Raw genomic sequence first — 22,370 nt, 5'->3', positions numbered from 1 at the left:
CTCACTCCGGAAACTTCGAGACGATGATGAACATGGCCGTGCCCGCAAGCAGCGTCACCAGCGAGTAGGTGTAGAGCACCAACAGGAATGGCTGGAAGAGCATGAGGAAGCCGATGGCAATCAACGCGGTTGCGATATTTTCCATTGGACCGCGACGCAGAAAGAGCGGGCGCTTCGGGCGGGATGGGGGGCGCGGTGTTTCTATGAGGTGGATCATTTGCGGACCGCTCCGAAGGTGATGCCACGCAAGAGCTGCTTGCGCAGGAGAATGGTGAAGACGAGAATCGGGATCAGGAAGATCGTTGTTCCCGCCGCCACCGCCGGCCAGTCCTGACCGCCCTCGCCGATAATGGTCGGAATGAAGGGCGGTGCCGTCTGGGCTTCGCCCGATGTCAGCAGTGCCGCAAAGGCATACTCGTTCCAGGCAAAGATCAGACAGAAGATCGCGGTGGCGGCAATGCCGGTCGTTGCTTGCGGCAGGACGACTTTCCAGAAAGCCTGCAGCCGCGTGTAGCCGTCGATCATCGCTGCCTCCTCGTACTCCCGTGGGATCTCGTCGATGAAGCCCTTCAGGAGCCAGACTGCAAGGGAGACGTTGACCGCGGTGTAAAGCAGGATCATGCCCAGCGCCGTGTCGGAAAGACCAAGCTCCCGATACATGAGATAAATTGGGATGGCGACGGCGATCGGCGGCATCATGCGTGTCGACAGGATGAAGAACAACAGGTCGTCGGCAAGGGGGACCCGGAAACGCGAGAAGCCATAGGCGGCCAGCGTTCCCAATGAGACGGCCAGGAATGTCGAGCCGAAGGCAATCACCAGCGAGTTGGCAAAGCGCGGAAGGAAATTCGAGGGACCGGCGATCACCATGTTGCGCTTGCGGGTGACCTCGTCGCAGGTGCCGGTCGGCGCGGGCAGGGAGGCTATATATTCCGGCGTCTGCCGCGTCCTTGTTGTCAAAAGGTTGCAGTAGCCTTCCAGCGTCGGTGTGAAGATGATCTTCGGAGGATAGCTGATGGAGTCCGGCGGAGACTTGATGCTGGTCAGGAAGATCCAGACGAGCGGGATCATGGTGATCAGGGCGTAGAGGATAACGATGGTGCCGGCGATCCGCTTGTTGGCCCGGCTTGGTTCGACGACGGAATGGGCTGAGGTGACGGAGCTCATCGTTGCTTCACCCTGTTAAGTGCCTTGACGTAGATGTTGGCGAGGCCGAACACGGCAACGAAGAGGATGATGGCGAAGGCAGACGCCCGCCCTGTCGCCCAGCTCTCGAAGGCCGTACGCTTCAAGGTGATCGAGGCCACTTCGGTGGTCGAACCCGGGCCGCCACCTGTCAGCAGTGTAACCATGTCGAACATCTTGAAGTTCTCGATGCCGCGGAACAGTACGGCGAGCATGATGAAAGGCAGGGCCATCGGGACGGTGATCGACCAGAATTGCCGCCATGGGGAGGCACGGTCGACCTCGGCTGCCTCATAGATGTAGTCCGGGATGGATCGCAGGCCCGCGAGGCAGATCAGCATGACATAAGGCGTCCACATCCAGGTATCGACAATGATGATGGCCCAAGGCGCCAGCGTGACACTGCCGAGCATCTGGATGTCGGCGGTCGGAATGCCGGTGATGAGCGAAACCGCGTAGGCGAAAAGACCAATCTGCGGCTCGTAGAGAAAGCGCCAGAAATTTCCGACAACAGCCGGAGACAGCATCATCGGTATCAGGATGAGCGTCGTCCAGAACGCGTGGCCACGAAACTTGCGGTCGATCAGATAGGCGAGCGTAAAGCCGATAACCGTCTGCAGCAGGATCGTCCAAAACACGAAATGCGCCGTCGTCTGCATGGCCTGCCAGATATCGGGGTCGTTCAGGACACGCTGGTAGTTGCTAAATCCGACGTTCAGAACAGGCGCATTCGGGCGGTTGGCACGATAGTTCGTGAACGACAGATAGATCGCCCAGATGAGCGGGAAGATGTTGATGGCGAGAAGCAGGATGATGGCCGGTGCAATGAACAACCAGGCAATCGCTCGGTCGGATAGTCCTCGGACACGGCGTGCGACCGATGTCGGCGTCGCCCTCGCAGTCGCGTCAGCTGCCTTTTCGACCATGGAGGAAGATGAAATGTTCAAGGTATCACCTGGTCTTTGCGTATGTGAGACACGTGGCGGCCCGGCAGTCTTGGCAATCCGGGCCGCCATTCTGGCAAGAATGTTTTGCGTCCAGCCGGACACTAGATCTTGCCGTCGTCCTTGAAGACTTCGGTCCAGTCCTTCACGAGGCCATCGAGCGCCTCCTGAGCAGTGCCGTTGCCGGCCACGACATAGTTATGAACGCGCTTCTGCATGTCCTGCAGGAGGGTTGCGTAGCTTGGCTCTGCCCAGAAATCCTTGACGATCGCCATCGAGTCCAGGAATGCCTGGGCATATGGTTGGCTGGACGCAAAGTCCGGGGCGTTCACAACTGACTTCAGGCACGAGTAGCCGCCGAGCTGCCACCACTTGGCCTGCACTTCAGGCTGGGCGAACCACTTGATGTACTGCAGTGCCGCGTCTTTCTTGTCGGAGTAGGAGACGACCGAGATACCCTGTCCGCCAAGCTGGGCGAAATGTTTCTTTTCCGCCGGATTGGGGAAGAAGCCGATCTTGTCGCCACCGACTTTCTCATCCTTGTAGAGACCCGGCCATGTGAAGGCGAAGTTCATCTGCATGGCCACCTGGCCGGACTTGAAGGCGTCGGCGGATTCAACCATGTAAACGTTGGAACTGCCGGGCGGTGTGCAGCAGTCATAGAGTGCCTTGTAGAACTCCAGTCCCTTGACCGCATCGGGCGAATTGACGAAGCCTTCCATCTCGTAGGGCTTGTCTGGGTTGTCGTACTGGAAGCCCCAATCGTAGAGGACGTTGGTCACGCCCATCGTGATGCCTTCAGAGCCGCGCTCCGTATAGATCGAGGCGCCGTAGACGGTCTTGCCATCGATCTCGCGCTTCTGGAAGAACTCGGCGATCTGCTTCAGCTCGTCGTAGGTCTTTGGCGCCGCGAGATCGTGACCATACTTTGCCTTGAATTCCTTCTGCAGTTCCGGCCGCTCGAACCAGTCCTTGCGGTAGGTCCAGCCGACCACATCGCCCATGGCGGGCAGCGCCCAATAGTTCGGCGTATTCTTCGGCCATTCCGAATAGCCGACAACCGTCGCCGGCACGAAGTCATCCATCTTGATGCCTTCCTTGTCGAAGAAGTCGTTGAGCTTGACGTAATGGCCGTTTTCAGCCGAGCCACCGATCCACTGGCTGTCGCCGATGATCAGGTCGCAGAGCTTGCCATGGGAGTTCAGTTCATTGAGGAAGCGGTCTGCATAGCTCGTCCACGGTACGAACTCGAACTTCATTTCAGTGCCGGTTTTGGCGGTGAAATCCTTGGAGAGTTCGACCAGTGCGTTTGCCGGATCCCATGCGGCCCAGCAGAGCGTCAACTGGTCGGCTTTGGCGAGATTGGGCAGCGCCGACGAGATGATGAACGCCGAGGCCAGCCCGAGAAGGGCTTTCGATTTCTTTTGCATAAGTTCCTCCCAGAACCAAAGGCCGGCTCCCCGCCGACCGCGCAAGTTCACCCATTTGCGAGAATGCCTACATGAACTCCTCAACTCTCATGTTTAGCAATATGTTTAGTGATAGATATTTTTATAAACATTGCAAGTGGCAATCGTTGTTGCTCCGCAGCAATTGCTGACCTCCATGCTTACCTGCGCCCGTGGCCACAAGATCATTGCTGCCGGTTGAACCGACCGCGGTTACCTCCGAAACAGGGGCAGAGAGCGGCCGCACTGGCGTCGTGGCAACGCAGCCGGTTATCTTGGCAGCTGGCGCTGCCGTAACAGATGGTGAGAACTGCCCGGCTCTGCGATCCACAATTGCCGGGATTGATCAGCCTGCGCTTCGCGCTCTCCGGTCAGTGTCCGCCGCCACATAGTTGCGCCAGCCGCCATAGTTGGTGATGTCGGTGGCCCCTGTTATCCCTGCGGGCTCAACAAGGAAGCCTTTAGCCACAGTTCCGTCTGACAGACTGATTGAGCCGATTCCGAGAGGCGAGGGTATTGCCGCCACGAATTGCCCGAAGGCAGCAGGCGTCAGGCGCCAGACTTCCACGTCGATGCGGCCGCCTCTGCCGGCCTCGACACGGATCATCCCCGGCTTGGCGGGCACCTGGCCGGCAAGGGCATAGAGCCTGTAGGAATCCGATGTCTGCGCCTGCCGAGAGAACACGGCGTCGAGGTCGCGCAGTTGGACGTTTAGTTGCATGCCGGAGAGATGCGCACCGACGACAACGAGATCGATCATCCCATCCTCATCAATTCTCGCCGGTTTCGGAAAAGCCGGTGTCAGAGACCAGCCTGTCGCTCCCAGACTGACACCGGCTGCTTGGTGGATCTCTCGGGCAAGGGAGGCCGCCAGGCCATCCCGGCCGGACGGCGCCAGCAGGGTCACGCTTGCCGGGAGGCCGTCGGCACGCTTGCCAGTCGGCACGGCGATCCCGCACATATCGAGCAGATTGACGAAATTGGTATAGGTCCCAAGCCGGGAGTTCTCGCGGATCGGTTCGGCGGCGAGGTCGGCCAGCGTGTAGTGGCTCGGGGCCGTCGGCACACAGAAGACGTCGACAGAATCGATGAGCGGCTGCACTGTCTGCTTCAGAGCCTGAAGGGCGTATAGACCATTGAAGGCATCGGCCGCGCTCAGCGCCTTCGCGCCACCATAGATCTTGCGTGTGACCGGATGGAAACTTGCCTCGTTGGCATCGAAGAAGGGCTTCACCGCGGCATAGCGTTCCGCCACCCAGGCACCCTCGTAGAGCAGATTGGCAACCTTGTAGAAATCGCCGAATGGCACTTCGACCACGCGATGGCCGAGCATCGTCAGCATCGCGAGCGCGTTCTCATATGATGCCTCCATGCGGGCGTCGCCAAAGAACTGGCGGTCTGCCTTTGCAGGAACCCCGATGCAAAGGACCGGCGGAAGCGAGCCATAGCCGGATGCGGGTATGTCCTTCGAGTAAGCATCCGCCGCGTCGTAGCGCGCGGTGGTGTCGAAGACACGCCATGCATCATCGACGGTAAGGGCAAATATCGAAACACAGTCGAGCGTGCGGCAGGCCGGTATGACCCCCGCCGTCGAAAGGGCGCCGACGCTCGGCTTGAGGCCGACGATGTTGTTAAGTCCTGCGGGGATACGGCCGGAGCCGGCCGTATCCGTTCCGAGCGCGAAACTGACGATCCCTTGGGCGGTGGCGACGGCCGAGCCGGAGCTGGAGCCGCCGGGAACGAGGTTGGCGTCGATGGCGTTGCGAGGGATCGGGTAGGGCGAGCGGACGCCCACGAGGCCTGTTGCGAACTGGTCGAGGTTTGTCTTGCCGATGACGAGGGCCCCGGCCTGCTTGAGCAAGCGAACGACGGTCGCATCAACAGCCGCTACATAGGAATAGTCAGGGCAGGCAGCCGTTGTCGGCATGCCGGCGACATCGATGTTGTCCTTCACGGCAAAGGGGATGCCCCAGAGCGGCTTGGCCTCGGCATCAAACGGACCCAGCGCTTCCACTTCGGCAAGCAGCGCCTCGCGATCTGAGAGATGAAGAAAGATACCAGGATCGTTGACTTCGGCCAGGCGCGCAAACGCCCGGCCAATGATCGTGTCGGGGCTTCCACCCAAAGCGTAGAATGCGTGCAGCGATGCGATGTCGAAAGCCGGTGCGCCGGTCATGCTATTTCCTCTTCCAGTATCCTTACGGGCCGATCCCATTGGATCAGCACCACGCAGCCGGCGTCACTCCAGACGGAATGCTCGGTTCCAGCCGCATTCACGACATAGCTGCCGCGCCCATAGTCGCCGGCCTCATCGGATTGTGTGCCTTCCAGGACCAGGATGGTTTCGAGCCCCTCGTGTCGATGCCGCGGTACGGAGGCTCCGGCCTCGTATTTCAAAAGGGCGACCCCTGGCTGATCGTTTTCGAAAGGGCGGATCCAGTGGATCGTAACGTCCTCACGAAATGGAGAGAAAGTTAGCTCTTTCCAGCCACCTAGCGTCAGAAGCTCGCGTGTCGTCTCAGGCATGACCAATCGCCTCCAATATGTCGTCCACATGTGAAGTCCATCCAACGATCCCGCCCTGGGCGCGGATCATGGCGATGGCGGCATCCTTGAACTCGGGAAAATAGCTCTCGGTTGCTTCTTCGGCGAGAAGGCATTCGTATCCGCGATCATTGGCTTCGCGCATGGTCGTCTGAACGCAGACCTCGGTTGTGACGCCGGCAAAGACAAGCTGGCTGATGCCCCTCGCTTTCAAGATCTCGCCGAGTTCGGTCGCGTAGAATGCGCCTTTGCCCGGCTTCTCGATCACGATTTCGCCGTCGACGGGGGCGAGCTCCGCCAGGATCGCAGTACCGGCCTCTCCGGCAATCAAGATCCGTCCCATCGGCCCGTCATCGCCGATCCGAAGGGTTGGAGCGCCGCGGTTGCGCTTGGCGGGGGGCAGATCGGAAAGATCCGGCTTGTGGCACTCCATGGTGTGAATGACAGGCAGGCCGGCCTCGCGAAATCCCTCAATCAACCGTTTGACGTCGGGAATGATCCTGGTGATGCGGCTGACATCGTTGCCGAGGCTTGCGCCGAAACCGCCTGGCTCGGCAAAGTCACGCTGCATGTCGATGACGATGAGCGCCAGTTGGTCGGGCCTGGCCGGAAAGGCAAAAGGCTGTGCCTTGATGTCTGGCATCAGTGATGTCCTGCCATATGCGCGCCGATGACCGAGATATCGGCCGCGCGCGCCGGGGTTTCGTAGACCAGCTTGCCGTCCGAGATGACCATGATCCGGTCGGACATCTCCAACAGTTCGTCGAGATCCTCCGACAGCAGCAGCACGGCCGCACCGGAGTTGCGCGCCCTCATGATGCGGGCGCGGATTTCCGCGACAGCTGAGAAATCGAGGCCGAAGCAAGGATTGGCGACGATCAGGAGATCGACTTCGCCAGTCAGTTCACGCGCCAGCACCGCGCGTTGCACATTGCCGCCGGAAAGGGCTGCGATCGGCGACGCGGAGGAGGCGGTCCTGACCTTGTAATCGGTGATCAGATCCGTCGCGCGTTTCTTCATCCTGCCCTTGTTGAGCCAGATCGTATCTTTTCCGTCGTTTTTCAGATCGAATGTACGGAAGGCAAGATTCTCGCTGACCGTCATGCGGGGCGCGCAGGCATTGTGCAGGGGCTCCTCGGGAATGAAGCGCACATTGTTCCGGCGCGTCTCCGGCCGGGTCGCGCCGTAGGCGTCGCCGTTGACAAGCACGCTGCCCGCCTCGGTCGGCCGCTGGCCGGCCAGGATCTCCGTCAGCTCCTTCTGGCCGTTGCCCGATATGCCGGCAATGCCGACGATTTCGCCGGAGCGAACCGTCAGGGTGTCGATTTCAATGGTTTTCAACCCCGAGCGATCCGGTGCCTTGACCTTTTCCACCTTGAGAACAGGCTTTGCCATCTCAGACACTGGCACGCGTGTATCGAGCTGGGCGAGCTTGACGTCGCCAATCATCATCGATGCCATCTCTTCGGTCGACAGCTGGTCGACCCCTCCGCCGCCGACCAGCTTGCCGCGCCGCAGGATCGAAACTGCGTCGGCGAACTTCGTAACCTCATGGAACTTGTGTGAGATCATCAGCACGGTCAGCTCGCCGCGATCCGTCATGCCGCGCACCAGTCCGAGCATTTCGTCCGCCTCGGCTGGCGTCAGCACGGATGTCGGTTCGTCGAGCACCAGAAAACTGCGGCCGAGATAGAGCTGCTTGACGATTTCGAGCTTCTGCTTTTCGCCAGCGGCCAGCCCGCTGACGGGGCGATCGAGCGGAATCTTGAACGGCATGTGCTCCATGAAGGCTGCAAGATCCCTACGCTCCTTGGCCCAGTTGATCACCGCGGGCACGGCAGCCCGGCTGATGACGAGGTTTTCCGCGCCCGTCAGCGACGGCACCAGCGTGAAATGCTGGTAGACCATGCCGAGCCCATAGGTTGCCGCATCCCTGGGGGAGGCGATCGCCACTTCGCGCCCATCGACGGAGAGCGAACCCGAGGTTTGATGGTAGAAGCCCATGATGCACTTGACGAGCGTTGACTTGCCGGCGCCGTTCTCGCCGAGGAGCGCATGGAAGGTTCCGGCTGGGATATCGATCGATACGTGGTCGAGCGCCGTGAAACTGGCAAACCGCATCGTCATGTCGAGCGTCTGGATGCCGACGGCCTTGCCAGCCTGGGGAAGAGGCGTGTCGCGTACGATGCTCACTTCAGGTCTCCTTTTTCGACGATAATTGCGACCGGCCCGCCACCTGGCGGTCCCTGATGTTCGGCACCGCCCGATACGTATAAGTCGGTCATGCCGAAGACGCCGGCGAGCGCGCCGCCCACAAACGCGCGGGCATGGCGTGTGCCGGCGATATCGGAATCGTTCAGCATGGTATGGCGCTTGCCACCAACGTGACCGGACGGGTCCGGCTCGGCCTTGGCCAGCACGGCCGCGAGCCTTCCTTCCGCCGGCAGACGATCCCAGGCAGCGCGGACGGATCCAGTGTCTATCGCGTCCCGCATGACGGCATGGTCGATGGTGAGAGGCCCGGACCATTTTGCGCTCATGCCGAGTACGATGACCTCATGATCCAAGAGCTCGACGCCTGAAGAAGCCGAGGCGCATAGGGAATAGAGATCGAAGCGGCTACAGATGTCACTGTCGTCGATGGCGTCGATATCCACCTCGCCAAGTGCAACGGCAACGCCAAGTGCCGACGCGCCGCGTGACAGCGCCATTGATTTCAGCGTATCGCGCGTCGCCGTCGTCTTGCCGGCTGATTCCGCATCGGCAATCCGCTGAGAGGTCAGCAGCGGGCATTTGATCTGTACGAAGTGGACATCGGCGGTGTCCTCGATCCCGGCATCCCGGATGGCGGCTTTAACCGCCGCCGCCACCATGCGGACCTGTTCGCAGCGACCGAGTTGTTCAGGCGGCAGGGCAGGGGTGCGCGCCACGCCGATTGCCAGAGCCCCTTCTCCGGGCTCCTCGACCTGTTTGCGCGTGAAGATGGTCCAGTGAGGCGAGAGCGCGCCTTCCGTGCCGCCGGACATGACGATTGAGACGCCTTCTACATTCTGTTCATCGAACAGCCGCTCGAAGCTGCGTGTGGCGTAGCCGCGGGTGAAGTCGTTGACGCAGCCGTTGCCCTCGGTCTTGCCAAGCACGGCGACCACGTCGGATGCGTCAATTCGGCCGGCAAACAGGGCTTCGACACCGGAGACATCGTCCGGACTGCCTGCCGGGACGCGAAAGACATGAGCACGCAAGGAGGGCATCAGGGAAGGGCCTCGATCAGGGTAGCCGCGTTGGACACAGATCCGAATACGCCGCCCTGCATCTTCACCATCTTGATGGCCGCGAGGTGGTTGTCATAGTCGGTGGCGCCGCAGCAATCCTCGAGCAGCAGGCACTCAAAGCCGCGATCGTTGGCCTCGCGCATCGTCGTGTGAACGCAGACATCGGTGGTGATGCCTGTCAGGATGATGTTCTCGATCCGCTTCTGGTTGAGGATCAACTCCAGATCCGTGGCACAGAAAGAGCCTTTGCCGGGCTTATCGATGATCGTCTCGCCCTCGATCGGTTTCAGCTCGTCTATAATATCCCAGCCCGGCTCCCCGCGAACGAGGATGCGGCCGCAAGGGCCGGCGTCGCCGATGCCAGCGTTAATACGCTGCGAGCGCCAGCGCTTGTTCGCCGGCAGGTCGGCGAGATCGGGCCGATGACCCTCCCGGGTGTGAATGATGTGATAGCCCTTGGCGCGCATGGCCGAAAGGACCCTCTTGATCGGCTCGATCGGTGCCCGCACGAGCGAAAGATCATAACCCATATGATCGACGTAGCCGCCTGGACCGCAGAAATCCGTCTGCATGTCAATGATGACGAGCGCCGTGTTGTCCGGCCTCAGCGCGCCGTTGTAGGGCCAGGCATAGGGATCGGCATTGATGTAGCGTCCCTTGTTTTCGACCATCGCATCCATCGTCTTCTCCTATTCGCCCGCAAGTTTGAAAGTTTCGCCATAGCGCCGCGCCGGCTTGTCGAAGCCGCAGGACGTGCCGTCGACGACCTTGACCTCATCTTCCCAGGGCAACCGGTACCGGCCCGCGATGAGATCGTGCATGTAGCTGTAAGGCGCGTCCCCCGCGCCACCGGCGACGGCGACATAACCGCGATGGCCGAACTGGTAGATATTGTTTTCGACGCCCCAGCTGCGCCGCGCCTCACGCACCAGGTCAGGGCGGACCTCGGCGGTGATGATCTCGTTCGGGCGACCGGACGTGCCGTGGGCGATGATCGTGCCGTCGAAATTGCAGATCATGCCTTCGCCCATGGAGTCGAACGTGCCGTCCGAACCGCACATGCAGACGCTGGCGGTCACCATCAGATTGCAGAAGGCGTTTGACTGGTTGGTGAACTTCCAGCTGTCGCGGATCGGAGCGGTATAGCCCGCTGTCCGGATCATGATCTCCGCGCCCTTGTAGGCGCACTCCCGGGCCATCTCCGGAAACATCCCGTCATGGCAGATGATCAGTGCGAGCTTCGCGCCTTTCGGTCCCTCGATCACCGGAATGCCGAAGTTGCCGGGCTCCCAGGGCTCGACCGGCACCCATGGATGCATCTTGCGATAATGGAGTTTCAGTTCGCCACTGTCGTCGATGACGATGCCCGAATTGTACGGCATCCCATCCGGATTGAATTCCATGATCGAGAAACAGCCCCAGATGCGGTTTTCGCGGCAGGCTCTCTTGAAGGCAGCAACCTCCGGCCCGTCGAGCGAACACATGATCTCGGGATTGATGTCCATCGACAGGCCATGCAGCGCATACTCGGGGAAGACGACGAGATCCATGCCTGCCTGGTTGCGACGGGCCTTGCCGACGAGGTCGACGATAACCTCTGTCTGCCTTGCAAGGTCCTCCGTGGTGACCGTAACGGGTAGCTGAAGCTGAACGAGGCCAATGCCGACGCCATGTTCGGATTTGTTAAGGCCGCCGAGACCATTCATGGCAGATCCCCTATTTCGTGAGCGACAATGCGCCGGGGGCACCGGCGAGCGAACGTGTTGGTGAGGACGTGGCAATGAGGATGACGAGCGTCAGCACGTAGGGAGCCGCATAGAACAGGTAGTAGCCCTGCGTGACGCCGACCGACTGCAAGGCAGGACCCAGTGCGCCGGCGCCGCCGAAGAGAAGGGCGGCCAGGAAGCAGCCGATCGGGTTCCAGCGCGCGAAGATCACCAGCGCCACCGCCATCAGGCCCTGTCCGGAAGAAATGCCTTCGTTCCAGGAGCCGGGATAGTAGAGCGAGAGATAGGCCCCGCCCAAGGCGGCGAGCGACCCGCCGACGCCGGTGGCAAGCAGCCGGACACGATCCGGATCGATCCCCATCGCCCGCGCCGCATCGGTGCTGTCGCCGACAACGCGCAATACGAGACCGACACGGGTGTTCTTGAACCCCCACCACAGGAAGAGTGCCAGCGCGCCGCCCACGATGAAGAGCACATTGATGTTCAGTGCCGCCTGAACCTGCGGAAGGTTGGACCACGCACCGAGCGGGATCGACGGCAGATGCGGTGCTGCCGGCTGAATGAAGGGCTTGCCGAGAAAGAAGGCCAGTCCCAGCCCGAATTGCATCATGGCGATGCCGATCGCGATGTCGTTCACCTTCGGCCACTTGCAGATCCATCCGTGCACGAGGCCGAAGACGGTGCCGGAGCCCATGGCCGCCAGCACGCCGAGCCAGGGCGAGCCGGTAAGCACGGCGACCGCGTAGGCCGTCATGGCCCCGAAGACCAGCGTACCTTCGAGGCCAAGGTTGATGCGGCCAGAGCGTTCGGTGATGGTCTCGCCGAGGCTGACGAAGATGAAGGGTGTCGAGACGCGGATCGCGCCCGCAAAGATGGCGAGGGGTACACCCCAGATGCCGATGCCGCTCGCTTCCATCATGGGCTCCTTTTCCAGAGGTCGGGATTGAAGATCTTGAAGCGACCGTAGAAGGTCTCGCAAAAGAGGATGACGACGAAGAGCGTGCCTTGCAGCACCAGGACCGTTGCGTCAGGCAAGGCCATCCGGCGCTGGATGAGGCCGCCCGACGCATCGATGCCGCCAAGCAGGAAGGCGACCGGAATGATCGCCAGTGGATTGTGCCGCGCCAGGAAGGCGACGAGGATGCCGGTATAGCCGTAGCCTGCCGCCAGCGAGGCATTGGCGCTGCCTTGGACGGCGGCGACCTCGATCATGCCGGCAAGACCGGCGAAGCTGCCGGCGATCGCCGTGAAGCCGACGATCAGGCGGCCGACCGGCAACCCCTGTATCTGCGCGGCGCGAACATTGCCGCCGGCGATGCGCGCCGCGAAGCCATAGCTCGTGACCTCGATCAGCACCCACGAGATGATGCAGGCGACGACGCCGATTGCGAGCCCCCAGTGCACATCCATTCCGGGTATCTTGCCGAGCATGTATTCGGCGGGCAGGGGGGTGGTGGAGGGTTTGTTAAGGCTCGCCGGATCGCGCAGCGGTCCTTCGACGAACTGGTTCATGAGGGCGATGGCGATATAGGCGAGCAGCAGCGAAGAAATGGTCTCGTTGACCCCGCGATAGTGCCGCAGGAAGCCTGCAAGACCGATCCAGATGCCGCCGACGAGCATCGCCGCCGCCGCCATCAGCAGCAGAACGAGGAAGGCGGGCAGCGTTCCGACGAACGGCAATGCGGCCGCCGCCGCAGCAACGCCACCCAATACGACCGCGCCCTCGCCGCCGATGATGACGAGCCCGAGTCGCGCCGGCAAGGCGACGCAAAGCGCCGTCAGGAGAAGGGGGGCGGCCCGGCTGAGGCTGTTCTGGATCGAGAACCAGCTGCCGAAGCCGCCTGTGTACATCAATTGGAATAAGGTGACCGGCGATTTGCCGATCACGAGAATGAAGATGGAGAAGAGCGCCAGCCCGATCAGGATCGCGCCGCAACTGATGGCGACAGGTTCCGCGCGCCGTGCGACCCACTCAAGGATGGGTCTTACTGCGGACGATCGTTGGGAAGCGATGGCTATTGCGGAGGTATTCGCCTCGACTGTCATGACGCTTCTCCCTCCGGATCAGGCCGTGGATCCGACGACGCCTTCCACGAGATACGCCATGCTCTCGAGCTCGATGGCATCTTCGGCATAGCTCTTGTCGGGGGTGACGACGACGTTGCCCTTGTTGTCCTTGATCGGCCCCTTGAAGACGGAGAACTTGCCGGTCATCATCTCGGCGAGCGTTGCGTCGAACTTCGTCCGTCCTTCGGCTGGCACGGCAGGTCCGAGCGGGCTCATCTTGACGAAGCCATCCTTGAGGCCACCGCGCACGAAATTGCCGAGCTTCTCGCCGGCCTGGGCCTTCTTGACAAAATCGGTGTAGACGTTGCCCCACGCCCATTCGGCGCCGGTCAGATATTTTTCAGGAGCGAGCGGGCTCTGGTTTGCGTGGTAGCCACAGACGAAGGCGCCGCGACCGGCTGCCGTCTCGACAACAACCTTCGGGCTGTCGACATGGCAGGTGATAACATCCGCGCCCTGGTCGATCAGCGCGTTGGTCGCTTCGGCTTCCTTGACGGCAAGCGACCATTCGCCCGTGAAGATGACCTGGCAAGTGATCGAGGGATCGACCGAGCGTGCCCCGAGCAGGAAGGCGTTGATGTTCTGCAGCACCTGCGGAATGGGCTTGGCCGCGACAAAGCCGAGCTTCTTGCTTTTCGACGTGTAGCCAGCCGCGACCCCGTTCAGGTATTGGCCCTGGAAGATATAGCCGAAATACGAACCCGTGTTTGCAGGGTTCTTGCCCTCCTGCCAGAGGCCGCCGCAATGGCGGAACTGCACATCCGGATACTTTGCCGCCATCGCCAGCATATGCGGGTCGAAGTAGCCGAACGACGTCGGGAAAATCAGTGTCGCGCCATCGAGGTTGATCATCGACTCCATCGTCTTCTGGACATCGACGGTTTCGGGGACATTCTCTTCTTCTACGATCGTGACGCCCGGCAGGGCCTTCAGCGCCGCCGCCCCTTCGGCATGGGCCTGGTTGTAGCCGTAGTCGTCCTTGGGGCCGACATAGATGAAGCCAACGGTGAGTGCGGTCTGGGCGAGAGCGCGGCCCGACAGCAGGCCCGGCGTCAAGGCGAGTGCTCCGGCGGCGGAAACCTGCAGGAAGTGGCGGCGGTTCATGGAAAGGAGTTTGGTCATCGGAATGCTCCTTGCGGCCAGGGCCGGTTCGAAAAAAAACGTTGCAGAAAAGTGTATGCAATGACCGTGCCATATTCTAAGTAATTGAATTATCGCACCAATATTAGCCGCACTGTTTTGCTTTTCCAAACTGTATGCAGTTTTACCGCCAGAATGACCAAAATTTAGTCTTTGATTACTATTCAATCATCAGCCTTGTCGTCGGGCCCTTCACAAAAGCTCGCTGGGGCAACGCAATGCCTCTGGAAACAAGAAGATAATTGACTTGTCGGCCAACTGGCCGCATCTGTATGCAGTTGACGCAGCAAGAATCAGGATCGTGACAGAGATCAAGCGCAGGCAGGTAATCAGGGCGGGCACGACCGTCGAGCAGATGGTTCGCGCCATCGCGGATATGATTGTGACCGGCCTTTTCGTTCCCGGCGAGAGGATGGATGAGATCTCGCTGGCCGCCCGCTTCGATGTCTCCCGCACGCCGGTCCGGGAGGCGCTGCGCGAACTTGGCGCCATGGGGCTGGTCGATCGTGAGCCCAACCGCAGTGCCGTCGTCGCGAACGTGACGGAGACTTATCTGCATTCGATGTTCGAGGCGATGTCGGAATTGGAGGCCATCTGCGCACGGCTCTCGGCCGAACGCATGACGGTCGATGAGCGGCGTTCCCTCGAACTCGAGCATCGGGCCTCGGCAAAACTGGTGCACGCTGGAGCCGAAGAAGGCTATGCTGCGCACAACACGGAGTTTCACACTCGCCTTTATCGTGGGGCCCATAACGAGCACATCTTCGAATTGGCGACGCAAACCCGCGCACGACTGGCGCCGTTCCGCCGGGCGCAGTTCCGCCTGCCCGGCCGCCTGGCCAAATCCTATGACGAGCACGATGTCATCGTGACGGCGATCATGCGTGGAGATGTGGCGGCAGCCGGTCAGGCAGCCTATTCGCACGTTGCCAATGTGAGTGACGCGAGCATAACATTCGCCACAGCGAAGAACGCCTGAGAAGCTGTGGCCGATCCATCTTGCTCAGGCCCGAAATCGGTGAAAGATAAGGCCGTGAAACGGATACGGCGACCTCAGAAATGGCCAAGGGCAAAGACGCGACAGGATTTAGAAAGGTTGGCCTGAGGTGGAGGAAGTGAAAGTGTCTTCCTCGCGAAGCGATCCCGAGATGCCCTGGTCCCAGCCGCTACGCCTGCACCTCAGCATCGTGATCGTACTCCTGCTCGTAAGCGTCTGCACGCCGCTGATGTGGCTTACATACCAACATGGGCGGTCATCCGCGATCGATGCCGCGCAGGAGAAGATGCGGCTGTTGAGCTTGCATGCGCTCGATCACTATCGCAGCGTCTTCGACAGCGGCTATTCCGCCATTGAGACAAGCTCCGCCCTGGCACCAATGATATCGGCGCCGCCCGCGGAGCTCGACGCAAAGCGCGACTTCCTGCTGAAGGCGCTGCAGGGGTCACCGAAACTGGACAGCTTGTATGCCGGCTATCCGGACGGTTCCTTTATTCAGGCAGCCAGTGTCCTCACCAATCCGAAATGGAGCCAAGTCCTTTCAGCACCGTCCGGCACAGCATTTGCGCTGATCACCATTGGGCAATCCGCTGAAGGGATGACGTCCGCCTGGCGGTTCCTGGATGTCAACGGCAACCTGCTCGCCGAGCGCGACAGCAAGAACGTGACTTACGATCCTCGGCAACGGCTCTGGTATCGCGCTGCCGTTGCAAAAGATGGGCCCGCCTCGGTTGGCCCGTATGTCACCGCCGCGACGCAGTCACTGAGCCTGACGCTCGCCACGCCGATGGAAAAGGACAGGCGCGTCGTGGCGGGCGCAGACGTGCTTCTGGAAACCATCAGCAGCCTGCTGAACGAGGAAGCAATATCGGCACATGCACGTGGCTATGTTTTCGACGATCACCGGCGCCTGATCGTCCACTCTGACCCGACGATCATGGCACTAATCCTCGAAACGCTCTCTAATACGTCGCGCGATGAAGTTGCTGCACCGTATTCAGGGGATCCGGCTTTCGACGCAGTCAAGCAACTGCTGCTGACGGAAGCCGGCACCAGGGGAGGCGTGGCGCATTTTTCGGTTGCGGGGGTGCCATACATGGCCCAGATCTCGCCGGTCGAGTTTTCCGGCCTGCTCAAGGGCAACACGCTCGTCATTGCGGCACCTGTCGACGATTTTGTCGGTCCAAGCAACCGCTTGCTGATCAAGACGCTGATGATTGCCGGTGCCGTTCTTGTTGCGGCTATTGTGGCAGCGCTCGTGGTCGCGCGGCTCATCAGCAATGCGCTCTTTTCTCTGGCTGCCGAAGCCAGGCAGATTGGGGATCTGGATTTCAAGGGACAAGGAGCCTACCGCTCCATGATCGCCGAGATCAACATTCTCGCAAACGCACTTGCCGCAGCACGTGACGCGATCCGTAATTTTTCTCTCTATGTGCCGCGGGAACTTGTACGCAAGATCGTCAGCGCCGGGAAAGTCGAAACCGCGGTTGCCTCGCGTCAGGACGTCACCCTGCTTTTTACCGACATCCGGGATTTTACGACAATTTCTGAGCAGTATTCCCCGGAAAGCGTTACTGCGCTGCTCTCGTCCTATTTTCAGTTGATGAACGATATCGTGGAGCAGCACAACGGAGTTATCGTCCAATATCTGGGTGACTCGATTTTCGGCATGTGGAACGCACCGGTGCCGGATCCTCAACACGTGCAGAACGGCTGTCGTTGCGCCCTGGCACTAAAGGCGGCGATCGACGAATTCAATATGGCTAACCGAGCCTCGGGGCGCCCGGAATTCATCACACGGTTCGGTCTTCATACCGGGCCGGCGGTTGTCGGCAGTGTTGGTGCGCGGACCCGTCGCCAGTACACGGCTATGGGCGATACGGTCAACGTGGCGTCCCGTCTGGAAGGCATGAACAAGCAGTTCGGCACCTCTATCCTCGCAAGCGGGGCGATCAGCGCAAAGGCAGGAGACGCGTTCCGTTTTCGGTCTCTGGGACTGGCGCAAGCCAAGGGCCGCTTCGAACAGATCGAGGTGTTCGAGCTTGTTTGCTAGTTGAAACCTCTTCGATCCTGCGCAGCAAAGTGCGACGTTGCCGGTGGCCGGTGTTCGATCCCGTGTTTGCCGGTATCGCCAGGTCTTATACGGTATCGTCTATCCCGGCGGGTGAAGCCCGATGTTTCGGTCCGAGTGCGCGAAACGGCCTTGTGTGTGCTCACAGTAATCAGGCCGAAATCAGTTCACGCGGGCGATCGGCGTTTTGGAGCTTCGCCTCAGCGCGGTCAGGTTCGCTATCAGAAAATCGGCCGTCTCCTTGACCGCCGGTTCCAGCTTCCTTGTGGCCGCGATTAGCGCAAGTTCGGACGCAGGTTCCTCCGCAAAACCGTCAGCACCGTTCAACGGCTGATGCTCGGGCAGTATCGCATCGACTGGAAGCAAGCTGATGCCGAGGCCGGATGCAACGGCCGCCTGAACTCCCATCAGGCCTTGGCTCGAATAGGCGATACGCCAACGTCGTCCGCTTTCCTCAATTGCCCGGATGGCCCTTTCGCGATAGATGCACCCGGGTGGGAACACCGCAAGCGGAATCGGATCGGTCCCGCCGGAAAGGGTTCGGCTACCCACCCAACTTAGCGGTTCCGTCCACTTGGCGATACAGCTACCATCGCCCGGCTCGCGCTTGATAAGGGCTAGATCGAGCTCTCCCGCTTGAAGAAGCCTTCGCAACTCGAAGCTCCAGCCGCTGATCGTATCGAGCCTCGTATGTGAAGTGGTCCGCGCAAAGCCGGAGAGCAGGTCAATCATCCGCCGCCCGGCAAAGTCTTCCGGAACGCCGAGCCGCACGGTCTTCGGAACCGGGACCGAGCGGCCCAGAGCTTCGTCTGCCTCCGCCAAGATCGACAGTATCCGCCGGGCGTAGCTCATCAGCAGTTCACCCTCCTCCGTCGTTCGCACACGGCCCGAGGCGCGGTCGCGGATGAGAAGCGTGCGTCCAAGATTGGTCTCGAGCTTCTTGACCTGCTGGCTGATCGTTGATTGCGTGAGGTGAACGCGCTCAGCCGCCCGTGTAAACCCGCCTGTCTCGACGACGGCGGCAAAAGTGCGCAGAAGGTCGAGGTCGAAACCGAAGCTCATTTGAGTTTCCAATAATAAATATGGTGACATTTAATTTCCAAATGATCGCGTCCGATGTCAATCCTGCTTGGAAACAACCAGGAGACCGAGATGACACTTTCAGGACCGCACCCGAAATGGCTGACTTTCGATTGCTACGGCACCCTCATCCAGTGGGACGAAGGGTTGCTTGCGGCAATGGACAGGATTCTCGCGGGAAATAAGCAATCGATCGACCGGGATGCCTTCATTGCCGTGTACGACCGGCACGAGCATCGGCTCGAGGCGGAGCGCCCACACCGTTCGTTCCAGGATGTAAGCGCGGCCGCACTTGCGCTCGCGATGAAGGAATTCTCCCTCGAGGTATCGCCCGGCGACGCGGATCTTCTCACCTCATCCATCAGCCGCATGCCGCCTTTTCCGGAGGTGGTTGAGACATTGGCCAGACTGAAGGCGGCGGGGTTCAAACTTGCCATTATCTCCAATACGGACGATGCGATCATAGCCGGAAATGTCGCGCAACTCGGCGGTTGGGTCGATCGGGTGATCACGGCGGAGCAGGCCGGAGCCTACAAGCCGACAAGACAGATATTCCAATATGCCTGGCAAGAGCTTGGTGTCGAAAAGCAACAACTGGTTCATGTTTGTGCGAGCCCTCATCTCGATCTCGCTGCGGCGAGGGAGCTTGGCTTCAAAACGGTCTGGGTCGACCGCGGAACCGGCCGCAAGCCGCTTGACGACTACGCGCCAGACGCAATTATTGCCCGACTTGACGAGCTTCCCGACTTGCTTTCCGCCGCAGGCTGGATGGAATAGGGCCAATTGTTTTTAGGGAGATTTTGTCATGGCCCATGAACTCAAGCGCGGACAGTCGGCGCCGGCAATACTGCGAAACACCAACCTCGACACGCAGGAGGTATGGCAGGCGCGCGTGGATTTGGCCGCCTGTCTGAGGGCAGCCGCACGGCATGGCCTCGAAGAGGGGATATGCAATCATTTCTCCGCTCTTGTGCCGGGACATGCCGACCTCTTTCTTGTCAACCGGCTCGGCTGGGCCTTCGAGGAGGCAACGGCCTCCAGTCTCCTGATTTGCGATTTCGACGGCAATGTGCTGTCCGGCGACGGTGAACCGGAGGCGACGGCCTTCTTTATTCATGCCCGCCTGCACAAGATGGCGCCGCGCATTGGCGCGGCATTTCACACCCATATGCCGAACGCGACGGCGCTCAGCATGATCGAGGGGGAACCGCTTGTCTGGGCCGGACAGACCGCGTTGAAGTTCTATGGACGCACCGCGGTTGACACGGACTATCACGGTCTTGCGCTCGATGAGCGGGAAGGCGATCGTCTGGCAACCGTTCTTGCCGACAAGGATATTCTCTTCATGAAAAACCATGGCGTCATGGTCTGCGCGCCTAACATCGCGGAGGCCTGGGACGATCTCTATTATCTCGAGCGGGCGGCGGAGGCTCAGTTGAAGGCCATGAGCACAGGACGACCCTTGCTGCCGGTAAAGCCGGAAATTGCCGCTGCCACTGCAAAGCAGATGCGGGAAGGCGACCCAGAAAGCGCCCGCTTGCACCTGGAAAGCCTCAAGCGCAGACTTGATGTGACGGCGCCAGACTATAGGTCGTAGAGAAGGACGGCGATCGCGCCGATGTTCGATAGGGCACCGGCGCGTCCTTTTGACCAGCGAAAAGACGCGGGGGCAAGATCGTCATGGGCCGATATACAACAGGCCCACCGTGCGACTTCCTCGAACTGCTGGCCGACCTGCGGTAGCCAATGACCCGGCTACCATTGCGAAACGGACTTCGGCCGGAGAGGGAGGATCAACACGTCGCGAGCCGACACCTCGATATTGCCGCCACCATGGATATGGTCGACCGGCCAGACAGGTCCGGCGAAGTCGGGCTGGCCCAGGCCTTCGGCGAGCTTCACTTTCGTTGACTGAGATGTCCGTGTTGGATTGACCAGCCAGAGGAAGCTGCCTTTCTCACCCTCGTGTACTCTGGCAAAAAGATTGCTGTTATCAAGTGTCACGTGCTTCGCGCGGCCGCTCCAGGCCAGCAGGGCGGCGAAGAATGCGCCGTTCTTCGTTCCGTCGGTACGGTAATAGGCGACCGAGGGATTGGTACCAATCAACAGCGTGCGGCCCTTGCCGTATTTGTTCTCGACGATGGCAAGGCGGCCGTCCGTGAAATGGCCGCGGCCGGTCCCATCGGTCAGGCGGTAGGATTGCAGGAGACCGCCGCCGTCAACCGCAAGGCCGTCCATGTCGAAATGGATGCGGTCCCCGATATCGGGCATGAACTCGACTGTTTCCTCATGCACACCAAAGACCGCGTCGAGGCCAAGGTTCGGTTGCAAGGTGCCCACACGACCGCGATCGCCAAAATAACCGGGACACGCCTCGGCGATCAGCGTACCGCCTTTTTCCACCCAGGCTCTCAGTTGCTCCGCCTGTTTCGCGGTGAACATGATGGGGTAGGGGAAATAGAGGAAATCATAGGCGTCGATATCGTCGATGTGTACCCAGTCCGGCTGGAGTCCGCTGTCGAGGAAGGCGCGATAGGCGCCCCACATGGCCTCCGGATAGGGCTTTTCCTTGCGGTCGTAATTCAGCAGATAATCCCATTCCTGGGTCTCGCGCACGACGAGGATGCCGATCTCGCCGCGTATAGGCTTGGCTTCCCAGAGAGCGGCCCGCGCCGGGTCGTTCGCCCATTTTGCCATGGCGCTTTGCATGTCCGAGCGGGACGTTCGCGAACCATCCATGCCATAGGCGCCGAAGGCGCCGAACAGCGGACCGTCGAGCAGCGGGCGCCAACGCAGGTTGAGCACGCCGCGCGCGCCTCCGGCAAGCGAAGTCATGCTCCAGATGCGGATATCCTCGGGCTCGGCAACGCGGCCGTCCTCCTTGTCGCGACCGATCACCTGGGGCTGCAGCCAGAGCGGCCCGCCCTGACGCTCGGCGTGCCAGAAGGGCTTGCCGCGGGCCGCGGCCCGATTGATGTCAACACCGTACCAGGTCTTCCAGGGCTCAGTGCCCTTGCGGGCCTGGATCCAGGTGAAGCCGTAGACCTCGACCTTGGAGGCGGCCAGCCAGTCGTCGCAGCCGTTCGACGCCATATTGGGGATCGAGCCGGAGATGCCGTGGGCGGCGATGACGTTCTTTTGGTCGACGGCGCGGATGGTGTCGATGCGCCACTGCATCTGGTCGTAGAAATTGTCGCGCTTGAACTGCAGCCAGTCGATGCATTCGGGGTAGGGCGCCATATGAACCGGCGGCTCGATATCCGCCCAATCGGCATAGCTGTAGCGATTCCACGCCTTCGCCAGCACTTTCAGGCTGCCATATTTCTTCTCCAGCCAGATGCGGAAGGCAGCCTTGGCGTAGGAGCTGTAATCGACATCGGCGGAATAGTTGCACTCGTTCCAGACATCGTAGCCGTAGGTCGCTGGATGATCCTTGTAGCGGGAGGCAAGCGCCGTCAGGAATTTGCCGGCCGCTTCCTTCACCTCCTGGCAATTGAGCGTCAAGGCGCCCGCGCCGCCGCCATTGTTGGAAAAGCCGCCGGTTGCCGCCGAGACGCCCATGTAGGATCCGAGTTTCGTGCCGTCGGCATTGACCTGAAGCGCATCGGCATATTTGCGCACCGCCCAGTCGGGCACGGCATGGATCAGTTCGGCAATGACCGTCTTGATGCCGTTCCTTGCGGCAAGGTCCATCTGGCGATCGTATTCCTCCCAGTCGTAGATGCCGGGTGCGGTTTCGATCGCGCTCCACATGAACCAGTGGCGGAAGATATTGAGGCCGTCTTCACGGGCCGTCGTGTAGTCGCGCTCCCAATCTTCGGGGGGCGGGTTGGACTTGCGGAAATAGACGGCGCCATAAGGGAACTGGATATCGTTTCTGAGCATTGTGCTGTCC

The 22,370-nt window shown here is 60.7% G+C and carries 20 protein-coding genes; 4 read left to right on the top strand and 16 right to left on the bottom strand.

What is annotated here, in order from left to right; all coding sequences use genetic code 11:
• Position 1: 1 nt before the first annotated feature.
• From AF71_RS03010 to AF71_RS02945, 14 genes are all read right to left on the bottom strand, one after another.
• Positions 2-217, bottom strand: a complete 216-nt coding sequence (locus AF71_RS03010; RefSeq protein WP_169679807.1) for a hypothetical protein — start codon at positions 215-217, stop codon at positions 2-4.
• Positions 214-1,167: a carbohydrate ABC transporter permease gene (locus tag AF71_RS03005; RefSeq protein ID WP_025658499.1), complete on the bottom strand. Its 954-nt coding sequence runs from the start codon at positions 1,165-1,167 to the stop codon at positions 214-216. The genes AF71_RS03010 and AF71_RS03005 overlap by 4 nt, the downstream gene beginning before the upstream one ends.
• Positions 1,164-2,132: a sugar ABC transporter permease gene (locus AF71_RS03000; RefSeq protein WP_192240164.1), complete on the bottom strand. Its 969-nt coding sequence runs from the start codon at positions 2,130-2,132 to the stop codon at positions 1,164-1,166. Before AF71_RS03000 ends, AF71_RS03005 begins: the two co-directional genes overlap by 4 nt.
• Before the next feature lie 101 nt (positions 2,133-2,233).
• Positions 2,234-3,559 (bottom strand): ABC transporter substrate-binding protein, encoded by a 1,326-nt coding sequence (locus AF71_RS02995; protein WP_018855614.1) that lies wholly within the window; start codon positions 3,557-3,559, stop codon positions 2,234-2,236.
• A gap of 364 nt (positions 3,560-3,923) precedes the next feature.
• Positions 3,924-5,753 (bottom strand): allophanate hydrolase, encoded by a 1,830-nt coding sequence (atzF, locus tag AF71_RS02990; protein ID WP_169679801.1) that lies wholly within the window; start codon positions 5,751-5,753, stop codon positions 3,924-3,926.
• A complete protein-coding gene (locus AF71_RS02985; RefSeq protein WP_169679798.1) occupies positions 5,750-6,103 on the bottom strand; it encodes a cupin domain-containing protein in 354 nt (117 codons plus the stop codon). Before AF71_RS02985 ends, atzF begins: the two co-directional genes overlap by 4 nt.
• Positions 6,096-6,764 carry an isochorismatase family cysteine hydrolase gene (locus AF71_RS02980; RefSeq protein WP_169679796.1) on the bottom strand — a complete coding sequence of 223 codons (669 nt, stop codon included), beginning with the start codon at positions 6,762-6,764 and terminating at the stop codon, positions 6,096-6,098. The genes AF71_RS02985 and AF71_RS02980 overlap by 8 nt, the downstream gene beginning before the upstream one ends.
• Positions 6,764-8,314, bottom strand: a complete 1,551-nt coding sequence (locus AF71_RS02975; protein ID WP_169679794.1) for an ABC transporter ATP-binding protein — start codon at positions 8,312-8,314, stop codon at positions 6,764-6,766. Before AF71_RS02975 ends, AF71_RS02980 begins: the two co-directional genes overlap by 1 nt.
• Entirely contained in the window at positions 8,311-9,372 is a 1,062-nt protein-coding gene (locus tag AF71_RS02970; protein WP_169679792.1) for a ring-opening amidohydrolase, read from the bottom strand. Before AF71_RS02970 ends, AF71_RS02975 begins: the two co-directional genes overlap by 4 nt.
• Positions 9,372-10,073: an isochorismatase family cysteine hydrolase gene (locus AF71_RS02965; RefSeq protein WP_169679790.1), complete on the bottom strand. Its 702-nt coding sequence runs from the start codon at positions 10,071-10,073 to the stop codon at positions 9,372-9,374. Before AF71_RS02965 ends, AF71_RS02970 begins: the two co-directional genes overlap by 1 nt.
• 9 nt (positions 10,074-10,082) lie before the next feature.
• Complete coding sequence (locus AF71_RS02960) at positions 10,083-11,099, bottom strand: formamidase (RefSeq protein WP_169679788.1); 1,017 nt, start codon at positions 11,097-11,099, stop codon at positions 10,083-10,085.
• 10 nt (positions 11,100-11,109) lie between these two features.
• A complete protein-coding gene (locus AF71_RS02955) occupies positions 11,110-12,036 on the bottom strand; it encodes an ABC transporter permease (RefSeq protein ID WP_169680133.1) in 927 nt (308 codons plus the stop codon).
• A complete protein-coding gene (locus AF71_RS02950; protein ID WP_169679785.1) occupies positions 12,036-13,166 on the bottom strand; it encodes an ABC transporter permease in 1,131 nt (376 codons plus the stop codon). Before AF71_RS02950 ends, AF71_RS02955 begins: the two co-directional genes overlap by 1 nt.
• Positions 13,167-13,184: 18 nt before the next feature.
• Entirely contained in the window at positions 13,185-14,309 is a 1,125-nt protein-coding gene (locus AF71_RS02945) for a BMP family ABC transporter substrate-binding protein (protein ID WP_169679782.1), read from the bottom strand.
• Between the two features lie 319 nt (positions 14,310-14,628).
• Between AF71_RS02945 and AF71_RS02940 the strand changes: the two genes are divergently transcribed.
• Positions 14,629-15,306: a GntR family transcriptional regulator gene (locus AF71_RS02940; RefSeq protein ID WP_169679779.1), complete on the top strand. Its 678-nt coding sequence runs from the start codon at positions 14,629-14,631 to the stop codon at positions 15,304-15,306.
• Positions 15,307-15,448: 142 nt separating this feature from the next.
• Positions 15,449-17,377, top strand: coding sequence for an adenylate/guanylate cyclase domain-containing protein (locus AF71_RS02935; RefSeq protein ID WP_169679777.1), 1,929 nt, complete (start codon positions 15,449-15,451; stop codon positions 17,375-17,377).
• 180 nt (positions 17,378-17,557) lie between these two features.
• Here the strand turns inward: AF71_RS02935 and AF71_RS02930 are convergent, their stop codons facing one another.
• Positions 17,558-18,457 carry a LysR family transcriptional regulator gene (locus AF71_RS02930; RefSeq protein ID WP_169679775.1) on the bottom strand — a complete coding sequence of 300 codons (900 nt, stop codon included), beginning with the start codon at positions 18,455-18,457 and terminating at the stop codon, positions 17,558-17,560.
• Between the two features lie 90 nt (positions 18,458-18,547).
• Here AF71_RS02930 and AF71_RS02925 point away from each other — a divergent pair, with 90 nt between their 5' ends.
• Together AF71_RS02925 and AF71_RS02920 are read left to right on the top strand one after the other, a co-directional pair.
• Positions 18,548-19,252: a haloacid dehalogenase type II gene (locus AF71_RS02925; protein ID WP_169679773.1), complete on the top strand. Its 705-nt coding sequence runs from the start codon at positions 18,548-18,550 to the stop codon at positions 19,250-19,252.
• Positions 19,253-19,280: 28 nt separating this feature from the next.
• Positions 19,281-20,072 carry an aldolase gene (locus AF71_RS02920; RefSeq protein WP_169679771.1) on the top strand — a complete coding sequence of 264 codons (792 nt, stop codon included), beginning with the start codon at positions 19,281-19,283 and terminating at the stop codon, positions 20,070-20,072.
• 158 nt (positions 20,073-20,230) lie between these two features.
• On the opposite strand, the gene AF71_RS02915 is transcribed toward AF71_RS02920, so the two are convergent.
• On the bottom strand, positions 20,231-22,360 hold the full coding sequence (locus AF71_RS02915; protein ID WP_169679770.1) for a beta-galactosidase: 2,130 nt from the start codon (positions 22,358-22,360) through the stop codon (positions 20,231-20,233).
• Positions 22,361-22,370: the final 10 nt, after the last annotated feature.

The sequence above is a fragment of the Rhizobium sp. 57MFTsu3.2 genome, from assembly GCF_012932765.1.
In the GTDB taxonomy this organism is placed as follows: Bacteria; Pseudomonadota; Alphaproteobacteria; order Rhizobiales; family Rhizobiaceae; genus Rhizobium; species Rhizobium altiplani.
Note: the sequence above shows the minus strand (reverse complement) of the source record. Positions and strands in the feature narration are given on the sequence as shown.